At 72.2% G+C, this 20798-nt stretch carries 19 protein-coding genes, 1 pseudogene and 1 riboswitch; of the genes and pseudogenes, 8 read left to right on the top strand and 12 right to left on the bottom strand.

The window, feature by feature from the left end:
• Nucleotides 1-58: 58 nt before the first annotated feature.
• Nucleotides 59-244: pseudogene (locus FLW16_RS34940) on the top strand (LLM class flavin-dependent oxidoreductase); the annotation flags it as partial.
• Nucleotides 245-313: 69 nt separating this feature from the next.
• Here FLW16_RS34940 and FLW16_RS34935 read toward each other — a convergent pair.
• Entirely contained in the window at nucleotides 314-706 is a 393-nt protein-coding gene (locus tag FLW16_RS34935; RefSeq protein ID WP_142564736.1) for a VOC family protein, read from the bottom strand.
• A gap of 50 nt (nucleotides 707-756) precedes the next feature.
• Between FLW16_RS34935 and FLW16_RS34930 the strand changes: the two genes are divergently transcribed.
• Entirely contained in the window at nucleotides 757-1269 is a 513-nt protein-coding gene (locus tag FLW16_RS34930; RefSeq protein WP_221891430.1) for a MarR family winged helix-turn-helix transcriptional regulator, read from the top strand.
• Here the strand turns inward: FLW16_RS34930 and pgeF are convergent.
• Nucleotides 1245-1934 (bottom strand): peptidoglycan editing factor PgeF, encoded by a 690-nt coding sequence (gene pgeF / locus FLW16_RS34925; RefSeq protein WP_142564822.1) that lies wholly within the window; start codon nucleotides 1932-1934, stop codon nucleotides 1245-1247. The genes FLW16_RS34930 and pgeF overlap by 25 nt on opposite strands.
• A gap of 58 nt (nucleotides 1935-1992) precedes the next feature.
• Here pgeF and FLW16_RS34920 point away from each other — a divergent pair, with 58 nt between their 5' ends.
• A complete protein-coding gene (locus tag FLW16_RS34920) occupies nucleotides 1993-3036 on the top strand; it encodes an alcohol dehydrogenase catalytic domain-containing protein (RefSeq protein ID WP_142564734.1) in 1044 nt (347 codons plus the stop codon).
• Here FLW16_RS34920 and glgA read toward each other — a convergent pair.
• A complete protein-coding gene (gene glgA, locus FLW16_RS34915; protein WP_142564732.1) occupies nucleotides 3020-4204 on the bottom strand; it encodes a glycogen synthase in 1185 nt (394 codons plus the stop codon). The two genes, FLW16_RS34920 and glgA, sit on opposite strands and share 17 nt — an antisense overlap.
• Nucleotides 4205-4208: 4 nt before the next feature.
• Between glgA and glgC the strand changes: the two genes are divergently transcribed.
• Nucleotides 4209-5516: a glucose-1-phosphate adenylyltransferase gene (gene glgC / locus FLW16_RS34910; RefSeq protein ID WP_260615914.1), complete on the top strand. Its 1308-nt coding sequence runs from the start codon at nucleotides 4209-4211 to the stop codon at nucleotides 5514-5516.
• Nucleotides 5517-5537: 21 nt separating this feature from the next.
• Here glgC and FLW16_RS34905 read toward each other — a convergent pair whose 3' ends face one another.
• Both FLW16_RS34905 and FLW16_RS34900 read right to left on the bottom strand, forming a co-directional pair.
• Nucleotides 5538-6128: a hypothetical protein gene (locus tag FLW16_RS34905; protein ID WP_142564730.1), complete on the bottom strand. Its 591-nt coding sequence runs from the start codon at nucleotides 6126-6128 to the stop codon at nucleotides 5538-5540.
• A 44-nt stretch (nucleotides 6129-6172) separates the two neighbouring features.
• Entirely contained in the window at nucleotides 6173-6964 is a 792-nt protein-coding gene (locus FLW16_RS34900; RefSeq protein ID WP_260615912.1) for an enoyl-CoA hydratase/isomerase family protein, read from the bottom strand.
• A gap of 88 nt (nucleotides 6965-7052) precedes the next feature.
• Between FLW16_RS34900 and FLW16_RS34895 the strand changes: the two genes are divergently transcribed.
• On the top strand, nucleotides 7053-8270 hold the full coding sequence (locus tag FLW16_RS34895) for a DUF5685 family protein (RefSeq protein ID WP_142564728.1): 1218 nt from the start codon (nucleotides 7053-7055) through the stop codon (nucleotides 8268-8270).
• A gap of 74 nt (nucleotides 8271-8344) precedes the next feature.
• On the opposite strand, the gene FLW16_RS34890 is transcribed toward FLW16_RS34895, so the two are convergent.
• Nucleotides 8345-9385 carry a P1 family peptidase gene (locus FLW16_RS34890; protein ID WP_142564726.1) on the bottom strand — a complete coding sequence of 347 codons (1041 nt, stop codon included), beginning with the start codon at nucleotides 9383-9385 and terminating at the stop codon, nucleotides 8345-8347.
• A gap of 92 nt (nucleotides 9386-9477) precedes the next feature.
• Between FLW16_RS34890 and FLW16_RS34885 the strand changes: the two genes are divergently transcribed.
• A complete protein-coding gene (locus FLW16_RS34885) occupies nucleotides 9478-11064 on the top strand; it encodes a hypothetical protein (protein ID WP_142564724.1) in 1587 nt (528 codons plus the stop codon).
• 22 nt (nucleotides 11065-11086) lie between these two features.
• Here FLW16_RS34885 and FLW16_RS34880 read toward each other — a convergent pair whose 3' ends face one another.
• The 4 genes from FLW16_RS34880 to FLW16_RS34865 form a co-directional block, all read right to left on the bottom strand.
• The gene (locus FLW16_RS34880; RefSeq protein WP_142564723.1) at nucleotides 11087-12142 is read right to left on the bottom strand and encodes a mechanosensitive ion channel family protein; all 1056 of its coding nucleotides are present in this window, start codon (nucleotides 12140-12142) and stop codon (nucleotides 11087-11089) included.
• Nucleotides 12143-12186: 44 nt separating this feature from the next.
• Entirely contained in the window at nucleotides 12187-13197 is a 1011-nt protein-coding gene (locus FLW16_RS34875) for a ribonucleotide-diphosphate reductase subunit beta (RefSeq protein WP_260615910.1), read from the bottom strand.
• Nucleotides 13188-15512: a ribonucleoside-diphosphate reductase subunit alpha gene (locus tag FLW16_RS34870; protein ID WP_142564721.1), complete on the bottom strand. Its 2325-nt coding sequence runs from the start codon at nucleotides 15510-15512 to the stop codon at nucleotides 13188-13190. Before FLW16_RS34870 ends, FLW16_RS34875 begins: the two co-directional genes overlap by 10 nt.
• Nucleotides 15513-15646: 134 nt before the next feature.
• Nucleotides 15647-15916, bottom strand: a riboswitch (cobalamin riboswitch).
• A 45-nt stretch (nucleotides 15917-15961) separates the two neighbouring features.
• Nucleotides 15962-16900 (bottom strand): tripartite tricarboxylate transporter substrate binding protein, encoded by a 939-nt coding sequence (locus FLW16_RS34865; RefSeq protein ID WP_142564719.1) that lies wholly within the window; start codon nucleotides 16898-16900, stop codon nucleotides 15962-15964.
• A gap of 185 nt (nucleotides 16901-17085) precedes the next feature.
• Here FLW16_RS34865 and FLW16_RS34860 point away from each other — a divergent pair, with 185 nt between their 5' ends.
• Together FLW16_RS34860 and FLW16_RS34855 are read left to right on the top strand one after the other, a co-directional pair.
• The gene (locus tag FLW16_RS34860; RefSeq protein ID WP_142564717.1) at nucleotides 17086-17883 is read left to right on the top strand and encodes an AraC family transcriptional regulator; all 798 of its coding nucleotides are present in this window, start codon (nucleotides 17086-17088) and stop codon (nucleotides 17881-17883) included.
• A 10-nt stretch (nucleotides 17884-17893) separates the two neighbouring features.
• Nucleotides 17894-18520 (top strand): cysteine hydrolase family protein, encoded by a 627-nt coding sequence (locus tag FLW16_RS34855; RefSeq protein ID WP_142564715.1) that lies wholly within the window; start codon nucleotides 17894-17896, stop codon nucleotides 18518-18520.
• 93 nt (nucleotides 18521-18613) lie between these two features.
• On the opposite strand, the gene glmS is transcribed toward FLW16_RS34855, so the two are convergent.
• Nucleotides 18614-20431 carry a glutamine--fructose-6-phosphate transaminase (isomerizing) gene (gene glmS / locus FLW16_RS34850; protein WP_142564713.1) on the bottom strand — a complete coding sequence of 606 codons (1818 nt, stop codon included), beginning with the start codon at nucleotides 20429-20431 and terminating at the stop codon, nucleotides 18614-18616.
• Nucleotides 20432-20439: 8 nt separating this feature from the next.
• The gene (locus FLW16_RS34845; RefSeq protein WP_079319166.1) at nucleotides 20440-20715 is read right to left on the bottom strand and encodes a hypothetical protein; all 276 of its coding nucleotides are present in this window, start codon (nucleotides 20713-20715) and stop codon (nucleotides 20440-20442) included.
• Between the last annotated feature and the right edge of the window lie 83 nt (nucleotides 20716-20798).

The following is a 20798-nucleotide window of genomic DNA, read 5'->3' as shown; positions in this document are numbered from 1 at the left end:
CGGCCGTCGCCGCCGGGTCCGTGCACCTCAGTGATAGGCCCGCTCGCCTGCACCCCTCTTGCCGCAGGCTTTCCGCAACCGCTGCAAGCCCCTCGCAAGCTCGCCGCAGCCCCGCCACCGCCCCGGCGCCGAGCCGCCGCCGGTTCTGCTGGCCGCCCTCGGGCCGGTCATGCTGCGGATGGCCGGCGAACTCGCCGACGGCGTGGTGACCGTCTGGACCGACCCGGAGACGATCGCCGATTATGTGGCCGGTGTGCGAGCGGGCGCGGGCCCTCGGCCTCCTGGCCGCGCTGCGCGGGCGGCGCGGCGGCGCTCAGTAGGACTGGAGCTCCAGCAGGTTGCCGTCGGGGTCGCGCAGGTGCGCGGTGCGGCAGGTCGGCCCCCATTCGGGCCGGGCGCTCGGCGGCGCCACGACCCTGCCGCCGTTGGCGGCCCCCACGGCGGCGGCCCGGTCGACGTCGTCCACGGTCAGGACCAGCATCGTCCCGTCGCCTCCGCCACCGAGGTCCACACCGGTGACCTTCGCCAGCATCTCGCGGTCGAGCAGGGCCAGCACCGCCTCCTTGTCCCGGTCCCAGTTGGCGTACGGCCCCGTCTCCGCGCCCTTGACGAGCCGCGCGCCCGCCACCGCGGTGAGCAGGCCGTCGTAGAAGCGGAAGCACTCGGCGAACCGGGAGGCGAGCACGCGAGGATAGAGAGCGTCCATGGAAATCCCTTGGTAAGAACCAACTATTGGCTATGCCCTATCCTGCTCTCGTGAGCGACGTGCCGCAACTTCCCCCGTCCCTGCTCGGGATCACCGCGTTCCTGCTGTCGAAGGTGGGCATCGCCGGGCGACGCCGCATCGGCGATCGGCTGCGCGGGCACGGCATCGGCCTGTGGGACATGGCCGTGCTGGCCGCGCTGCGCGACTTCGGCCCGGCGTCCCAGCGCGAGCTCGGCGCGCGGCTGGGCATCGACCCCAGCGACCTCGTGGCGGTGATGGACACGCTCGTGCCGCTCGGCCTCGTGGAACGCGAGCGCGACCCCGAGGACCGGCGGCGATACCGGGTCGCCGTCAGCCCCGCGGGCCGGGCCACGCTGGAGGCGGCCCTGCGCGAGGCCGGCGAGGTGCGCGACGACCTGCTGGCCGCGCTGGACGAGGACGAGCGGGCGACCCTGCACACGCTGCTCCGCAAGGCGTACGCCGGGCTGGAGCCGCGGGCACGGATCGAGACGCCGCCGGCGGCCGTCGCGAAGCGGGATCAGGCGCCGGTGAGCCAGACGTAACCGGCGAAGCGCCCGGTGCGCTGCTCACGGCGGTAGGAGTAGAGGTCGGCCGTCTCGATCGTGCAGCGGTCGTCGTGGCGGACGTCGGCCACGCCGGCCCGGGCGAGCTGGGCCGCGATCCCGGCCCGGATGTCGAGCGCGGGAGTGCCGTGCCGGGTCCGCGACCAGGTCTCGGGCACGCGGGCGGCGACGCGCTCGCGCAGGTCTTCCGGCACCTCGTAGCACAGCCCGCAGGCCGACGGCCCGATCACGGCCGTCATCCGCTCCGGCCGTGCGCCCCGCGCGGCCATCGCCTCGACCAGGGCGGGGACCACGCCCGCCTCCGTGCCCGGCCGTCCCGAGTGCGCTCCGCCGACGAGGCCGGCCACCGGATCGGCCACCAGCACGGGCGCGCAGTCGGCGACCAGGACCGCCAGGCCGAGCCCGGGACGGTCGGTGAACACCCCGTCCAGCGCGGGCGGTTCGTCCCCGAACGGTTCCTCCGCGTAGGCGACGTCGGTCCCGTGGACCTGACGCATGAAGACCACTTGGCCGAGCCCGAACTCCGCGGCCGTCTTCGCCCGGTTCTCGGCGACCGCCGCCGGGTCGTCTCCCACCGCCCCGCCGAGGTTGCGCGTGCCGTACGGCCCGGCGCTCACGCCGCCGTGCCGGTCGGTGAAGGCCATCCGTACCCGGTCGATCGCAATCACCCGATTAGCGTACGGCCTGGGAAAGGAGCGTGACATGCGCGCGGTGGTGTACGAGGAGTTCGGCGGGCGGGCCGATGTGCGCGAGGTGGCGGACCCGGTGGCGCCGCCGGACGGCGTGGTGATCAGGGTCGAGGCGACCGGGGTGTGCCGCAGCGACTGGCACGGGTGGATGGGCCACGACGCGGACATCACGGTGCTGCCCCACGTGCCCGGGCACGAGCTGGCGGGTGTGGTGGACTCGGCCGGCCCGGGGGTGAGCCTCTGGCGGGCGGGCGACCGGGTGATGGTGCCGTTCATCTGCGCCTGCGGGAGCTGCCGCGAGTGCACGACCGGCAACCAGCAGGTGTGCGAGCGGCAGACCCAGCCCGGCTTCACCCACTGGGGATCGTTCGCCGAGCTGGTGGCGATCGACCACGCCGACGTGAACCTCGTGCGGCTGCCGGACGGCATGGCGTTCGCCACGGCGGCGAGCCTGGGCTGCCGCTTCGCCACCGCGTTCCGCGCCGTCGTCGAGCAGGGGCGGGTCCGGGCGGGCCAGTGGCTCGCCGTCCACGGCTGCGGCGGGGTCGGGCTGTCGGCCGTGATGATCGGCGCCGCCGTGGGGGCGCGGGTCGTCGCGGTGGACGTGTCCCCCGCCGCGCTCGACCTGGCCCGGCGGTTCGGCGCGGCCGAGTGCGTCCTGCTCGGCGAGGGCGACTCTCCCGAGGAGTCGGCCGCGCGGGTCAGGGCGGCGGCCGGGGGCGGCGGCGCCGACGTCTCCCTCGACGCGCTGGGCGCCGCCGCCACCTGCGCCGCGTCGATCGGCAGCCTGCGCAGGCGGGGCCGCCACGTGCAGGTGGGCCTGCTTCCCGGTCGGACGGCCCTGCCGATGGGCCGGGTGATCGCGCACGAGCTGGAGATCGCGGGCAGCCACGGCATGGCCGCCCACGCCTATCCCCCGATGCTGGAGCTGATCGCGGCGGGCGTGCTCCGCCCCGACCTGCTGGTCACCCGCACCATCGGCCTGGACGACGCGCCGGACGCGCTGACCCGGCCGGGCGCGCATCCGGGCGTCACCATGATCACCCCCGGTTCGTGAGCGACGCGTAGAGCTCGTGGGTCCGCTCGGCGATCCGCCGCCAGGAGAAGTGGTCGATCGCGCGCACGCGCCCGGCCTCGCCCATCGCGGCCGCGAGGCGCGGGTCGCCGAGCACCGTGTTCACCCGCTCGGCCAGCGCCGCGGCGAACGCCTCCGGGTCGTGCGGCTCGCCGTCCCCGCCCTGGTCGATCGGGACGAGCAGGCCCGTCTCGCCGTCGGCGACGACCTCGGGGATGCCTCCGGTCGCGGTCGCCACGACGGCGGTCTCGCACGCCATCGCCTCCAGGTTCACGATGCCCATGGGCTCGTACACCGAGGGGCACACGAACACGGTGGCGTGCGTGAGGATCTGGATCACCTCGGGCCTGGGCAGCATCTCGGAGATCCACACCACGCCCTTGCGGGAGGCCGACAACTCGCGCACGAGCGCCGTGACCTCCTCGGCGATCTCCGGCGTGTCGGGCGCGCCCGCGCACAGCACGAGCTGCGCCGCCGGGTCGAACGACCGGGCCGCGTGGAGCAGGTGCACCAGGCCCTTCTGCCGGGTGATGCGCCCCACGAAGACGACGTACGGCACGGCCGGGTCGATGCCGTGCCTGACCAGGGCCTCGGTGCCCCGGGACGGCGCGTACTCCTCGGTGTCGATGCCGTTGTGGATCACGCGTACGCGCTCGGCGGGGACCTCCGGGTAGGCCGTGAGCACGTCGCGCCGCATGCCCTCGGACACCGCGATGATCGCGTCGGCCGCGTGGAGCGCGGTCCGCTCCGCCCACGACGAGAGCGTGTAGCCACCCCCGAGCTGCTCGGCCTTCCACGGGCGCAGCGGCTCCAGGCTGTGCGTGGTCATCACGTGCGGCACGCCGTACAGCATCTTGGCGACGTGGCCGGCGAAGTTCGCGTACCAGGTGTGGCTGTGCACGACGTCGGCGCCCTCGCAGCCGGCCGCCATCTCGACGTCGACGCCGAGCACCTGCAGGGCGGCGTTCGCGCCGGACAGTCCCCCGGGGACCGGGTAGGCCCGCACGCCCGGCTCCTCGCGCGGGGCGCCGAAGCAGCGGACCCGCACGTCGGCCAGCCCACGAAGCTCCCGCGCGAGGTACTCGACATGGACTCCGGCGCCGCCGTACACCTCGGGCGGATACTCACGGCTCAGCAGATCGACACGCATACGTGTGAGCTTAGAGTCCCTGATCCGCACTGTTTGCCGGTGTCCCTGGTGTTTGTTAGCCATTTCGCGGGTTAAGGTCCTGCCTATGAAGGTCCTGGCGATCGTGCTCGCGGGTGGAGAGGGCAAGCGGCTGATGCCGCTGACCGCGGACCGGGCCAAGCCCGCCGTGCCCTTCGGCGGCATCTACCGGCTCATCGACTTCGTTCTGTCGAATCTGGCGAACGCGCACTACTGGCAGATCGTGGTGCTGACGCAGTACAAGAACCACAGCCTGGACCGGCACATCTCCCGGACGTGGCGGCTGTCGTCGATGCTCGGCAACTACGTGACCCCGGTGCCCGCGCAGCAGCGGCTGGGCCCGCGCTGGTTCGCCGGATCGGCCGACGCGCTGTTCCAGAATCTCAACCTGATCTACGACGAGATGCCCGATCACGTGATCGTCTTCGGCGCGGACCACATCTACCGGATGGATCCCCGCCAGATGGTCGACCAGCACATCGACTCGGGCGCGGACGTGACCGTCGCCGCGATCCGCCAGCCCCTCGAACTGGCCGACCAGTTCGGGGTCATCGAGGCGGACCCCTCCGGCCGCCGGATCGTCGCGTTCCGCGAGAAGCCGAAGGACGCGGTGGGCCTGCCCGACGCACCCGACCAGATCTTCGCCTCGATGGGCAACTACGTCTTCAAGACCCAGGCCCTCATCGAGGCCCTGCGCGAGGACGCCCTCGACCCCAGCAGCAAGCACGACCTCGGCGGCAACATCATCCCGATGTTCGTCAAGAGCGGCGGCGCCGAGGTGTACGACTTCGCGAACAACGTGGTGCCCGGGTCCACCGAGCGCGACCGCGGCTACTGGCGCGACGTGGGGACGCTCGACGCCTACTACGAGGCCAACATGGACCTCATCTCGGTGCAGCCGGTCTTCAACCTCTACAACGACCGGTGGCCGATCTACACCGGCAACGATCCGCTGCCGCCGGCCAAGTTCGTGCACAACGAGGGCGACCGGGTGGGGCATGCGCTGGAGTCGCTCGTGTCGCCCGGGGTGATCGTGTCGGGCGGCACCGCGCTGCGCTCGATCCTGTCCCCCGGCGTGGTGCTGCACTCCCACTCGCACGTCGAGGACTCGGTGCTGATGGGTTCGGTCAAGATCGGCAGAGGCGCGATCGTCCGCAAGGCCATCATCGACAAGAACGTGGTCATCCCCGACGGCGCCCGGATCGGCTTCGACCTGGAGTACGACCGCCAGCGTTTCGCGGTCACCCGCAGCGGTGTGGTCGTGATCGGGAAGAACGAGATCGTCGACCGCTGAGCCGGCCCGCGTCCGGGCGGCTCAGCGGCCGTTGATCCGCCACATGGGCTCGACCACGGTCCACTGGGCCTCCCACACCCGGCGGGCCCTGCGCTGGTTGACCAGGCGGGTGCAGGTCACCAGCAGCGCGAGAATCGCGGCGGCGGCCAGCGGAACGCCCGTGCCGACGGTCAGCGCGGCGACCACCGTGGTCTCCCGGTCCTGCGGCCTGGGCGTGATCACGCCTGTGCCGTCGGTCCAGATGCGCACGGTCTCACCCGCATGCCTGCTGGGCGAGACCTCGATGACACCGGTCCTCACCGTGCCGTCGGGGGCCACCCAGGTGGCCTGGGCGTGCCCGACCGCCGCTCCGGCCACCGACAGCCGGGGCGTCGTCACGTCACCCGTCAGGGTGGCGGCGACCTGATGCCGGGCGCGCGCCTGCTGGGCCTCGGTCCTCAGGCCGTTGCCGTACTCGCGCATGCCCAGCATCACGCCGAACACGATCGCGGCCACGACTCCCAGCACCGCGGCAAGCCGGACCACCGCTTCGACCCGGTCGCACCGGCGCCGAAGCGGATTCCTGTCAAGCCCCAGCCATCGGGCGAACCTGGCGAATGGATTCTGCGACATCTCACACCTCACAGGGTCATTACCACTGCGAGTCCCGTTTATGCCTATTTTGCATCCCAAGAGAATCCAGGGGAACGCCCCTCCTGATATGCCCGGACACCTTCAGCTATTTCGCCGCTCTCCCTGGCCTCCCGCTGCCAGGCGCGCACCTCGGCCTCCCCGGCCCGGCCGTCGATGATCTGCTTGGCCGCCGCCAGCGTCAGCCGGGACCTGCCGGCCATCGTGGCCGCCAGGCCGTAGACGCGCTCACGCAGGTCCTCCGGCGGGCACACCTCGTCGACCAGACCGGTACGCAGGGCGTGATCTGCACTGATGAGCTCGGCCGAGAAGAGCAGAAGCTTCGCGGTGGCGGGCCCGGCGATCTCCGCGAGCCGCCGCGTGGAGGTGAGCGGATAGACGATCCCGAGCTTGGCCGGGGTGACGCCGAAGCGGGCCCCGGCCGCCGCGACGCGCAGATCGCAGGCGAGCGCGAGCTGGCATCCGCCGCCGACGCAGTATCCCTCGATCATCGCGATCACGGGTTTGGGAAAGGTCACCAATGCGTGCTCCGCGGCAACGGTAAGACCGGTGTCATCGTTGTTATCGCCAAGCTCATGAATTTCCGAAATATCAGCACCGGAGCAGAAAGATCCCCCGGCTCCGGTAAGGATGAGGACACGTGCCTTCGGCTCGGCGGCGAGGTCCGCCAGGATGCCCGGCAGCGCCCGCCACATCGCGGCGGTCACGGCGTTGCGCTTGGCGGGCCGGTTGAGGGTGAGGGTGGCGACGTGCTCGTCGAGGGTCAGTTCGAACCCGTCGGTAACTTCCATGCCTCGATTGTCCAGCCCACCCGCCAAGCTGCTCCGGCAGGGTCCCGGCCTGTGATGGCATAATCGCCGCGCAACGGGATGATCCCGTACGCATGACCCCCCAAGGAGTCTCTGGGTGTTCGGGATCCTCCGGCCGTGTGCCCGCCACTCCTGCCCGTCCGTCCACGAGGCCTGGCGCGCGCATCTGTGCGGGCTCTGCCTGACGTTGCGGGACCGGCACGGACATCTGGCCCGCATGGCGACCAACTACGACGGCCTCATCCTGTCCGTCCTGACTGAAGCCCAGTCACAGGCCCGGTCGGCGGCCGGGCCGAACCGGCGGACCGCCGGGCCGTGCGCGCTGCGCGGCTTCCGGCCGGCGGAGGTGGTGCCGTCGGACGACCGGGGCGCCCGCCTGGCCGCCGTGGTCTCGCTGGCCCTCGCCTCGGGCAAGATCCGCGACCACGTGTCCGACGGCGACGGGATCGCGGCCCGGCGCGTGGCCGGCCTCCCGATGCGCGCCACGGCCGCCGCCTGGGCCTCGGCGGCCCGGCGCGGCGCGGAGTCGATCGGCTTCGACACGGCCGTCCTGACCGAGGTCTCCGCCCGCCAGGCGCTGCTGGAGGCGTCCCCCGGGCGCGGGCTGCTCGACGTCACCGAGCCCACGGAGACCGCCGTGGCCGCGGCCTTCGCGCACACGGCCACGCTCGCGGGCCGGCCGGGCAACGCCGAGAGCCTGCGTGAGGCCGGCCGTTTCTTCGGCCGCATCGCGCACCTGATCGACGCGGTCGAGGACCTCGCCGAGGACCGGGCCCGCGGGGCGTACAACCCGCTGGACGCGACCGGCACCTCGCTCGCGGAGGCCCGGCGCGTGTGCGAGGAGGCGCTGCACGGGCTGCGCCTGGCCGTACGCGACCTCGACCTGGAGGAGCGGCACCTGGTCGAGGCGCTGCTGTACGGCGAGACCCGCCGCGCCGTCGACCGGGCGTTCGGGCCGCGCGCCCACGGCGCCGCCTGCGCGGCGCACCGAACGCCGGCCGGGGACACCTCCCCCGCGCCCTTCGACACCCCTCCCGGCGGGCCGCCGGAGGAGCCGCCGGGCGGGCGCCCGGGGATCGCGCTGACGGCGGTCGCCGGGGTGACGACCTTCCTGACCTGCGGGCTCTACCGCCCGCCGTGGAGCGAGTATCGGCAGGAGCAGTGCATGGACCGCTGCTTCTGCAGCGGCTGCGACGGCTGCCCCGACTGCTCCGGATGCTGCGACTGCTGCTCGGCGTGCTCCGACTGCTCCGACTGCTGCTCGGGAGACGGCTGCTGCTGCGGGGACGGCTGCTGCTGCGACTGCGGTGCCTGACGCGCCCGGATCCCAACGCCCAGTTCCCAACGCCCAGTTCCCGACGCCCGGCTCCCGACACCCCTGGCGGCCGCTCACGTGATCGTGGTGCGGCCGTCCGTGCCCGGGAGCCGGTCGTAGGGGACCGCATGGCTCGTGCGGCCGCGGAAGCCGGTGGTGGTCGTGGCGGTGAACAGGGAGTTGAGCAGCGCCTCCTCGACCGCGTCCATGACCGCGGCGAAGACGGGGTTCAGCGCCTCGTCGGGCAGTGGCGGGAACGACGGCTGCGCCGTGGTGAAGGCGATCGCGTAGTCGCCGCTGCCGTGGGAGTACGACGCGCCCACACGACCCATCGCGAAGATCGCCCGGCGGGCGAGGCGGCCCAGCCGGCGCGCGTCGAGCGGCGCGTCGGTGGCCACCACGATCATGCAGGAGCCACCGGCCTGCTCGTGATGATCGGCCCCCGGGATGAGCTCGCCGGCCGGCATCGGGACACCGCGGACGGTCAGCACGCCACCGAAGTTGGACTGGACGAGCGCCCCGACCGTGACCGGAGCGCCGTCCACCACCTGCCGCCGGGAGGAGGTGCCGATACCGGCCTTGAACCCCAGGGCCGTCGTCCCGGTCCCCGCCCCCACGCATCCCTCCCCGGGCAACCCGCCGGACGCTCCCTCCAGCGCGTCGAGAACGTGCCGTTCGGTGATGGGGCGGCGCCGGATGTCGGACAGGAAGCCGTCGTTGGTCTCGCCCACCAGGGGATTGAAGGAGATGCCGTCAGGGCGGCGGCCCATCAGATAGGTGAGCAGCGCGTCGGCGGCCCGGAACACCGACAACGTGGCGGTCAGGACGACGGGCGACTCCAGCACGCCGAGTTCGTCGACCTGGGTCGAGCCGACCAGCTTGCCGTACCCGTTGCCGGCGTAGACGGCCGCGGGCAGGTTCCGCCTCCCGGCGATCAGCTGCCGGGGGACGACGGCGGTGACCCCGGTGTGGAGATCGGCGCCGTCATCGATCGTGGTGTGACCCACCAGGACCCCCTCGACATCGGTGATCGCGTTCAGCGGCCCGGTCGGCAACGCGCCGACGACGACGCCCAGCGAGCGCGCCCGTACGCGCCCGTTCAGATGGTTGTCCATGACGTTCCTCTTGTCGGTGTCACACTCTCCGCGGCGCGCCGGCCGGTCCGCCGGAGGGCCGGCCCTTCGAAGATCGGCGATATCGTCGGTCCATGGGAAGATCGCGGCCCCCTTTCCGCCGGCTCACCCCCGCCGAGCGACGGCTCTGGGACGCCTACCCCACCGGCGCCTGGGTCGACCTGCGTGACGGGCGTGAAGCGGACTCCTCCTCCGGGGGCGCGCGGGGCTCAGAAGGGTTGTGGGGCCGCTCCCGGATGGTCCGGGCGGAGGTGATCTCCGCCCTGGTGCTCGACCGGGGCGTCGGCGGATCGGCCCGGGTGCCGGGCGTCCGGCTCGCCGGAGCCCGGATCGTCGGCGACCTCAACCTGTCCGACGCCACGATCGAGGCGAAGATCCACCTGCTCGACTGCCACATCGCCGGAACGGTCTCGCTCAACGACGCCAGGACCAGGGGCGTGCGGCTGCGGCGCTGCGACATCCTCCGCTTCCGGGCCAGCCGGGCCACGGTCGACGGGCTCCTCGACCTCGACGGATCGGTCGTCCGCGCGGGGGTTCGCCTGGACAACGCCCACGTGACCGGGCAGCTCAGGCTCTCCGGCACGCGGGTGGGCACCCCCGGTGAGGCGCCGTACCGGGAACCGGGGGCCGACCCGTCGGAGGCGGGCTCCTGGAACGGACCCGAGGGATCGGAGGAGCCGCGGACCTGGGAGTCGGTCGCGCTGTGGGCCGGCGGGCTCGTCGTGGACGGCAGCGCCTTCTTACGCGACATGCGGGCCACGGGCGGCCTGCGACTGATCGGCGCCCGCTTCTCCAGCGGGCTCTACCTCCAGGGCGCCGTCATCACCGCGGACGGCACCCCCGCCGTGCACGCCGACCACCTGCAGGCCGCCGCGGCCGAACTCGGCGCGGGTTTCACCGCCCACGGCACCGTACGGCTGCGCGGCGCGCGCATCGGCGGGGTCCTGTCGTTCCACGGCGCGGTGCTGCGGGCGCGGGGCCGGGTGCTGCACCTGAGCCACATGCAGGCGGACGAGCTCATCCTGCTGCCCGAGTCGATCGAGGGCGAGGTCAACCTCGGCTACTCCCGCTTCGGCGTGCTGTTCGACCGCCCGGAGAGCTACCCGGGCGACGTGAAGCTCAACGGGCTGACGTACGAGTCGCTGCGCGGGCCCGCGGCCATGGCGGACCGGCTCTCCTGCCTGCGGCGCGATCCCGCGGGCTACCGGCCCCAGCCGTACGAGCAGCTGGCCGCCTACTGCCGGCGCATCGGGCACGAGCCGGACGCGCGCCGGGTGCTGCTGGCCAGGCAGCGGGCGCGGCGGCGGACGCTGCGGCTGCCCGGGCGGCTGTGGGGCCGGCTGCTCGACGGGCTCGTCGGCTACGGCTACCGGCCCTGGCTCGCCGGCCTGTGGGCCGCGCTGCTCCTCGCGACGGGCACGGCGATCTTCACGCAGTGGCCGCCGCACCAGATCGGGCTGGACGAGTCGCGCCACTTCAACGCCTTCGTCTACACGCTCGACCTGCTCGTGCCGGTGAGCGTGTTCGAGCAGCGGGGCGCCTGGGAGCCGGCCGGATGGACCCAGTGGCTGGCGAACGGCCTGATCGCCGCGGGCTGGATCCTCGCCACCGCGCTCATCGCGGGCGGGAGCAGGGTCCTGCGGCCGTCCAACGCCCCGTGACACCCGAGCGCGGATGCGACGCTCAGCGTGCGGGGGTCTCGACGCGCAGGCGCGGGAGGCTCTCGGGGTACTTCTCGCGGATGAACTTCACCAGATGCTCGCGGATGTCGCAGCGCAGGTCGAAGGCGCTCGCCGAGTCGGCCGCGCTCATCAGGGCGCGCAGCTCGACCAGCCCCTCCGGGGTGATGTCGGTGACCTGGAGCGTCCAGTCCTTCTGGTCCCACAGCGGGTTCTCCCGCAGCGCCCGGTAGAGCTCGGTGCGCACCTCTTCGACCGGGATCGACCAGTCCACCCGGAGGTAGACACTGCCGAGGATGCGGCTTTCGTGGCGCGTCCAGTTCTCGAACGGGTTGGTGGTGAAGTAAGACACGGGCAGGATGAGCCGCCGCTCGTCCCACAGGCGCAGCGCCACGTAGGTGAGGGTCAGCTCCTCGATGCGGCCCCACTCGTCCTCCACCACGATCACGTCGTCGAGCCGCAGCGCGTCGCTGAAGGCGAGCTGCAGCCCGGCCAGCATGTTGCCGAGCGTGGACTGGGCCGCGATGCCGCCCACCACGCCGGCGATCCCGGCGGAGGCGAGCAGTCCGGCGCCGAGCGCCCGCACCTGCGGGAAGGTGAACAGCATCGCCCCCAGCGCGAGCACCACGACGACCGCCGCCGACACCCGGCGCACCAGTGCGATCTGGGTGCGGATGCGCCGGGCGCGGCGGTTGCGCTCGCCCTCGACCCGCGTGAGCCGGTCGAGGACGACGTCGGTCACCGCGTACGCCGCCTGGATCAGCAGCCAGGTCACGCAGGCGATCAGCAGCAGCGCGAGCATGCGCTGGAAGCCGTGGGAGTCCGACCCGGGCATCTCGGGGTCGTAGGCCGCCTTGACGGTGCCCACCACGGCCGAGGCGAAGCCCGGCCAGGTGCACCTGCGCGCGAACGGCCCGGCGAGCGCCCACCGCTCCCCTATCAGGCGCGATTTCAGCACCCGCCGGACCAGTTCCACCGCGACGATCGCGGTGGCCACGGCGATCGCCAAGGTCGCCCAGTTCCACGCTGCCGCTGTGACGGCGCCCCCTGTCGTCGTCATGGCGTTCCCTTTGCCCTTTATGGGAGCGCCGAAAACCGGATGAGTCAGAAGGCTTCGTCGAAGCTGACGTCGCCCTCGACGGCCACCTGGTAGGCCGAGACCCGGCGCTCGAAGAAGTTCGCCAGCTCCTGCACGTCCTGGAACTCCATGAACGGGAAGGGGTTGTCCGTGCCGTATCGCACGGGCAGGCCGAGCCGGGTGAGCCTGCGGTCGGCGACGTACTCCAGGTAGCGCCGCATGTTGCCGGCGCTCATGACGCCGTGCCCGTCGCCGCACAGGTCGCGGGCGAAGGCGAGCTCGGCGGCGACCGCCTCCTCAATCATCCGCGTCACCTGGGCCCCCAGCTCGTCGTCGAACAGGTCCGGCTCCTCGCGGCGTACGGTGTCCACCACCTCGAAGGCGAACTCCATGTGCATCGACTCGTCGCGGAACACCCAGTTGGTGCCGGTCGCGAGGCCGCCGAGCAGCCCGCGCGAGCGGAACCAGTAGACGTACGCGAAGGCGCCGTAGAAGAACAGTCCCTCGATGCAGGCGGCGAAGCAGACGAGGTTGAGCAGGAAGGCCCGCCGGTCCTCCCGGGTCTCCAGCCGGCTCAGCTCGCTGATCGAGTCGATCCAGCGGAAGCAGAACTCGGCCTTGTCGCGGATCGACGGGATGTGCTCGACGGCGGCGAACGCCTTCACCCGCTCGTCGTGGTCGGGCAGGTAGGTGTCCAGCAGGGTCAGGTAGAACTGGACGTGCACCGCCTCCTCGAACAACTGGCGGCTCAGGTACAGCCGCGCCTCGGGGGCGTTCACGTGCTGGTAGAGGTTCAGCACCAGGTTGTTGGCCACGATCGAGTCGCCGGTGGCGAAGAACGCCACGAGCCGGTTGATCAGGTGCCGCTCCCCCTCGTCGAGGGTCGCGAGGTCGGCGAGGTCGGAGGCGAGATCGACCTCCTCGACCGTCCAGGTGTTCCTGATCGCCGCGCGGTACCTCTCGTAGAACCCGGGGTAGCGCATGGGGCGCAGGGTCAGGTCCATGCCGGGGTCGAGCAGCATCGTTCTCATTGGCATGCCTCGCAGATCTCCGGGTTCTCAAGGGAGCAGGCGACCGCCTCGACGGGGGCGACGGCCGGCACGGTCGTCTGGGCGATCCGCGTCGCCGGGCGGGAGCGCAGGTAGTAGGTGGTCTTCAGGCCCGACCGCCAGGCGTAGGCGTACATCGAGGAGAGCTTGCCGATGGTGGGGGCGGCCATGAAGAGGTTGAGCGACTGCGACTGGTCGACGTACGGCTGCCGCGCGGCGGCCAGGTCGATGAGCGCCTTCTGCGGCAGCTCCCAGGCGGTGCGGTAGAGCGTCTTGAGCTCGTCCGGGATGGCGGCGATGTCCTGGATCGAGCCGTCGTTCAGCTTGATCGCGTCGCGCATCGGCCTGGTCCACAGGCCGAGAGCCTGCAGGTCCCGCACGAGATACCGGTTGACCTGCAGGAACTCCCCCGACAGCGTCTCGCGCTTGAAGACGTTGGACACCTGCGGCTCGACGCACTCGTAGCAGCCCGCGATCGAGGCGATCGTGGCCGTCGGCGCGATCGCGACGAGCAGGGAGTTGCGCAGCCCCGTCCGCGCGATCCTCGCCCGCAGCGCGGCCCACTCCTCGGGATGCGCCGGGGCGCACGGGAAGTGGTCGAGGTGCAGGACGCCGTCCGCCGCCCGGGTCTCCTCGTAGGCGGGGTGGCGCCCCCGTTCTGCGGCCAGGTCGGCCGAGGTGCCGTACGCCGCGAGCGCGATCTCCTCGGCGATGCGGGTCGACAGCGCCAGCGCCTCCGGCGAGTCGAACGGCAGGCGCAGCGCGAAGAACACGTCGGCGAGCCCCATGACGCCGAGCCCCACGGGCCGCCACTTCCGGTTGGCCGCCTCCGCCTCGGGCGTCGGGTAGAAACCGAGGTCGATCGTCCGGTCCAGGAACCGTACGGCGGTGCGGACCGTGGCGCGCAGCCTGCCGAAGTCGACGGCGTCGCCCTCGGGGGTCAGGTGCGCGGCGAGGTTGACCGAGCCGAGGTTGCACACGGCGGTCTCGCCGTCGCCGGTGACCTCCAGGATCTCGGTGCACAGGTTGGACAGGTGGATGACGTTGCCGGGCCGCGCGGTCTGGTTGGAGGCCCGGTTGGCGGCGTCCTTGAACGTCATCCAGCCGTTGCCGGTCTGGGCGAGGGTGCGCATCATCCGGGCGTACAGGGCGCGGGCCGGCACCTGCCGGACATACCGCCCGGCGGCCTCCAGCTCGCGGTAGCGGGCGTCGAACGCCTCGCCCCACAGGTCGGTCAGCTCGGGGGCCTCCTTGGGGTCGAACAGCGACCACGTGCCGTCCGCCTCCACCCGGCGCATGAACTCGTCGGGCACCCAGTTGGCCAGGTTGAGGTTGTGCGTGCGGCGCGACTCCTCGCCCGTGTTGTCGCGAAGCTCCAGGAACTCCTCGATGTCGGCGTGCCAGGTCTCCAGGTAGACGCAGGCGGCGCCCTTGCGCCTGCCGCCCTGGTTGACGGCCGCCACCGACGCGTCGAGCGTGCGCAGCCAGGGGACGATGCCGTTGGACAGGCCGTTGGTGCCCCGGATCAGCGAGCCGCGCGAGCGCACCCGCGTCCAGGCGATGCCGATGCCGCCGGAGTACTTCGACAGCCGCGCCACCTGGCCGTACCGCTCGTAGATGCTCTCCAGCTCGTCGCGGGGCGAGTCGAGCAGGAAGCACGACGACAGCTGCGGCCGCCGCGCGCCCGAATTGAACAGCGTCGGCGAGCTGGGCAGGTAGGCCAGCGCGGACATCAGGCCGTACAGCTCGGCCGCCTCGGCCACCGTGGCCGACAGGCCGCAGGCGACGCGCAGCAGGAAGTGCTGCGGGCGTTCGAGCACGCGCCGGGTGACCGGGTGGCGCAGCAGGTAGCGGTCGTAGACCGTGCGCAGCCCGAAGTACTCGAACCGGTCGTCGGCCGCCGGGTCGACCAGCGCGTCGAGCGCCTCGGCCTCGCGGGCCACGAACGCGGCGACGGGGTCGCCCAGCAGCCCGGCGGCGTGGGCGGCGGCGACCGACTCCGAGAAGGTGCGCACCCCCTCGGCCGCCGCCTCCTCCGTGATCAGCCCGCTCAGCAGCCGGGCCGCACGGCGCGAGTTCTCCGGGTCGGCGATGACCCCGGCCGCCGCCTCCTCGATCGCCTGCAGGACGCCCGCCGCGTCCCACGCGCCGTCCGCGCGGGCCTGGGCCTGCCGTACGGCTCCGACGGCGGGGACGGGGCCGCGCGGGACGCCGGGTCCGGAATCTCCCGCCGAAGCCCGCGGCCCGCCGCGCTCCCCTGACGCGGGGTCCGCGGACGCGGAGGCCGGGTCGGTGATGGTCATCAGATGCCCTCTCCTCGTCGTTCCGAGTCCCGGCCGGACCGGAGGGAGGCATGCCGCGGCGCACGCGCACGGGAGGGAACCGTGCCGTGACGATGCGGCGAGCCCGCCCTCGGGGCCCGGCGCGGGGCGCGCGCCCATGCGCGCGCGTCACTGGCAGGTCTTCGGACTCGCGGGCGTCCGGACGGGCTCGCGCCCGCCGGTCCTACTGGCCGTCGCTTCCCAGGCGCGCTCGCGCCCAGTGCTGACGAACACAGTGCTCAAGGCATTGTGCTCACGGCACAGTGCTCGAAGGCACGGTGCCGTGTGACGGCGGTCGTTCCCGCTCACCGCTGCGGGGCAGCCCCGGATTCGCACCGGGTTCCCTCTTGCCTCACCTGGGGTGAACCAGCAACGCGATGGATCCTACATCTTGTGGCCCTTCCCGCAAGTACCCCTACAAGTTGTGTTTTTCAGCGGAGTCCGAGATCATTGAGGAGCAGGGCCGTACGGCGCGCCTCGCCGACGAGCCATTGGCTGAAGTCGTCGCCGTCGAGCCACATCGGCGTCCAGTCGTTGCGGTCGCACAGGCTCCGCCAGCCCGGAGTGTCGGTGACGGCCCGGCACAGGTCGAGCAGGGCGTCCCGCTCGGGCGTGCCGCGCGGGGCGATCAGCCCCGTCCAGTCGGCGTACACGACCCGTACGCCCGACTCCGACAGCGTCGGCGCGTCCACCCCGGACAGGCGCTCGGCGGAGGAGACCGCGAGCGGCCGCAGCCGTCCGGCGCGCACGTGAGGGGCGACCTCGCGCCTGCTGCCGAACCCGAGCGCGAGCCGCCCGTCGAGGACCGCGGCGACGGCCTGCGCCCTGCTGTCGAACGCGACGTAGTCGAGCAGGCGGGGGTCGGCCCCCAGGCCCTGCGCGGTCATGCCGAGCAGCAGGTGCTCCGGGCCGCGGTCGGCGCCGCCCGCGACCCTGGGCCCTCCGGGGTCGCGCAGCAGCGCGGCGGCGAACTGCTCGAACGTGCGATAACCCGAGTCGGGCGAGGCGACCAGCACCTCCCACTGCCCCGTCAGCCGGGCGAGCGGGACGGCCCTGGCGACCAGGAGCGGGTCGCGGGCCAGCGCGCAGGCGGCGAGCAGCCCGGGATCGGCGATCACCAGGTCGGTACGCGGCCCGCCCTGCCGGGCGAGCGCCGTCCCGCCGTCGCCGGCCTCCCGCGTGATGCGTACGGCCCGGGCCCAGCCACGCCCCTCGACGAGCGACTTGAACCCGGCGGCGACGCCGTCTCCGCATCCCCCGGGCGGGCTCGGGACGGCCAGGGAGAGCTCCCTGCGGTGCGGCGGCGCCTGGACGCCGCACGCGCCCGCGAGGGCCAGGACCCCCAGCGCGAGGACCGTACGGCGTCGCATGTCGGCACCCTCCTGCCGGAAGAGTCCCTTACACGCACAGACTATGACTAACTACACCATGTCACCACATAACGGACGTTACGGCTGCGGTGATCGATGAGGGTCGACGTGCCCGGTGGGAGGCGCCTCCGGCCGGCCCACCCTGGATTCCCCTGTCAGGGGCGACGCCGGATACAAAGGCAGTCATGGAGGACCTCGTCGAGCACCGTTACGGCCGGGACGACATGCGGCTGGTGAAAGCGTCCTTCCGTACGCATCGCTTCGTTCCGCACGCGCACAGCGAGTACGCCATCGCGGCGATCGAGCGCGGAGTGGAGGCCGTCCGCTACCGCGGCGCCACCGAGCACGCGCACGCAGGCAGCCTGCTCCTTCTCGACGCCGACACCATCCACGCCGGCCGCCCCGGCATCGCCGAGGGCTGGGACTACCGGGTCTTCTACCTCCCACCGGCGCTGCTGGCGGAACTCGCCGGGCACCGGCCCACCTTTCCCTCACCGACTCCGCACGACCCGCATCTGGCCGCCCGCCTGATCCGGCTGCACCGCCGTCAGGACCAGAACTCCCTGGCCGCGCAGGAAGACTTCGGAGCGCTGTGCACGGAGATCCTCGCCCGCTACACACGCCGCGGGATCACTGCGACGCCGCCGGCGCCCGTTTCGAAGGTGCAGCGGCACCTGGCCGCAGACCTTCGGCGCACCCCGGCCCTGGAGGAGCTCGCGGGTGTGGCGGGCCTGCCCCGATTCCAGCTGCTGCGCGCCTTCCGCCGCGAGACCGGCGTCACTCCGCACGGCTACCTGCTCCAGCTACGCCTGCGCTGTGCCCAGCAGCTCCTGACCGCCGGGCACACCGTCGCGCGCGCCGCCGCCGAGAGCGGCTTCTACGACCAGGCACATCTGCACCGCCACTTCCGCCGCACGTTCGCGGCCACCCCGGGCCGGTTCGCGCGCAACGACGTACAAGACCGGTACGGCTCGCCCGCCTAACGTGGCCGGCGTGGACGAATACACCAGCCCCGAGTTCTCCCGCAGCGCTCTGCTCGCCATCGACCTGCAACGCGACTTCGTCGCCGACGTCGCCGGCACCACCGAGGTGCTGCCCGCGGTCCGGCGCCTGACGCACGCGTTTCGCCAAGCGGGACGGCCCATCGTGCATATCGTGCGTCTGTACCTGTCCGACGGCAGCAACGCCGACCTGTGCCGGCGAACGCTGCGAGGCAAGGTCAACCCGCACTCGCCGGGCTCCCAGCTCGCCGGCGAGCCGGCGCCCGGAAGCGAGCTCGACCCGGACCTGCTCCTGGCGGGACACGCGCAGGAGATCGGCTCGGACGAGCACATCCTGTACAAGCCCCGCTGGAGCGCCTTCTTCCGCACCCGGCTGCTGGAACACCTGGCCGAACGCGCGGTGAGCACGGTGGTCGTCGCCGGCTGCAACTACCCGAACTGCCCGCGTTCCACGCTCGTCGACGCGACCGAACGCGACCTGCGCACCGTCGCCGTTCGCGACGCACTCTCCGGCTGGACCACCGACGCGGACCGCGAGATGACCGGTATGGGCATCGCCTGCCTGGACACGAGCGAGGTCGTCGCCGCCATCCGGTCGCGCGTGATTTCCCCGGTCTGACCACCGGCGTCGCCCGGACGGCCCTGCACGGACCCGGACCGCAACGCCGTACGGCCCGCACCGGGCGGGCGGGCCGTACGGGAGACACGGGTCCTACTCGACCGTCACGCTCTTGGCGAGGTTGCGCGGGCGGTCGACGTCGCGGTCCAGGGCGACGGCGGCGTAGTAGGCGAACAGCTGCAGCGGGATCGTCAGCAGGATGGGGTCGAGCTCGACCTCGTTCTTGGGCACCACGATGCAGTCGTCGGCCGCCTCGGAGGTGCGGTGGCCGACCATGAGGATGCGCCCGTGCCGGGCCCGGATCTCGCCCAGCGTGGTGAGGTTCTTGTCCAGCAGCTCGTCGTCGGGGACGATCGCGACCGTCGGCAGTTCGGGGCTGATCAGCGCGAGCGGGCCGTGCTTGAGCTCGCTCGCCGGATACGCCTCGGCGTGGACGTAGGAGATCTCCTTGAGCTTCTGCGCGCCCTCACGGGCCACCGGGTAGCCGCGCACCCGGCCGACGAACATCATGCCCGGCGAGTCGGCGTACTTCTTCGCCAGCTCCCTGATCCGGTCCTCCAGCGTGAGGATCTCCTTGATCTGCTCGGGCAGCCGGCGCAGGCCCTCACAGATCCTGCGGCCGTCGGCAGGCGACAGGTCGCGTACGCGGCCGAGGTGCAGGGCGAGCAGCGCGAACGCCACGGCCGTGGAGATGAACGCCTTGGTGGAGGCCACCGAGACCTCGGGACCGGCGTGCAGGTAGATGCCGCCGTCGGTCTCGCGGGCGATGGCGCTGCCGACGGTGTTGACGATGCCGAGCACCCGGCCGCCCTTGCGCTTGAGCTCCTGCACGGCGGCGAGCGTGTCGTAGGTCTCCCCCGACTGGCTGATCGCGACGTACAGGGTGTCGGGCTCGACGACGGGGCTGCGGTAGCGGAACTCCGACGCGGGCTCGGCGTCGGCGGGGATCCGGGCCAGCTCCTCGATGAGCTGCGCGCCCATCTGACCGGAGTAGTACGCGGACCCGCAGCCGATGATCTTCACGCGGCGGAACGAGCGGGTCTCCCGGGCGTCCATGTTGAGGCCGCCCAGGTGGGCGATGTGGAACCGGTCGTCGATCCGGCCGCGCAGCGTGCGGGCGACCGTGTCGGGCTGCTCCGAGATCTCCTTGAGCAGGTAGTGCTCGTAGCCGCCGTTGTCGTAGTGGCCGGCGTCCCAGTCGACCGTGAACGGCTCCTTGGCCGTCTCCCTGGCGTCGCTGGTGAACGTGTTGAACCCGTCGGCCTTGATGACCGCGAGCTCGCCGTCCTCCAGGTGGACGACCTGGCGCGTGTAGCGGATGAGCGCGGCGACGTCGGAGGCGGCGAACATCTCCTTCTCGCCGAGGCCGAGCACGATCGGGCTGCCGTTGCGGGCCACCACGATCTCGCCGGGGCGCTGCGCGTCGATGACGGCGATGCCGTACGTGCCGACCACGCTCTTCAGCGCCCGCAGGACGGCCTCCCGCAGCGAGTCGGTGTCCTTGACCATGCGCCCGATGAGATGCGAGAGCACCTCGCTGTCGGTCTCGCTCTCGAACTTCACGCCCTCGCCCTCCAGGCGGCGGCGCAGCTCGTCGGCGTTCTCGATGATGCCGTTGTGCACGACGGCGATCCGCTGCTCCTGGTCGAGGTGCGGGTGCGCGTTCACGTCACTGGGCGCGCCGTGCGTGGCCCACCGGGTGTGGCCGATGCCGCTCGTGCCCTTGAACTTCGCGGGTACCGCCGCCGCCAGGTCGGCGACCCGGCCCTTGACCTTGCGCGTCTTGAGGCTCTTGGCGTTCACTACGGCGAGGCCGGCCGAGTCGTAGCCCCGGTACTCCAGTCGCTGGAGACCTTCGAGCAGGATGGGCGCCGCATCCTTAGGCCCGACATAAGCGACGATTCCGCACATAACCGCTCCTATCCGTAAACGATCCGCCGAAGCTGGCGCAGGGTCAGCTCCGGTGCCGCGACACGCCTTCCCGCGAGCTCGGCGGAGATTCTGGGAAAGATCTGATCGTTCGTCAGCCCCCTCGACTTGAGTTCGCCGTGGCGGCGCCGCACGTACTCTTCCGCGGGCTCGCCGAAGTACGTCAGGACGTCGGCCACCACGCGAGCCGCCTCCCCCGGCCCAAGTGAAGTGGTCCGGGTGAGGTGGCCGATCAGATCCTCGAAGGGATGCCGTGCCGTGGACACAGAGCAGGACCCTAACGCAGCACTGATGCCGACTAACAAGTTTCCTGCCCGTTTTCGGGCAGGATCAGTCCAGAGATCGTCCC

This window comes from Microbispora sp. KK1-11, from assembly GCF_006874435.1.
Lineage (GTDB): Bacteria > Actinomycetota > Actinomycetes > Streptosporangiales > Streptosporangiaceae > Microbispora > Microbispora catharanthi.
The sequence above is the reverse complement of the archived record's forward strand: the minus strand, read 5'-3'. Positions and strand labels throughout refer to the sequence as shown.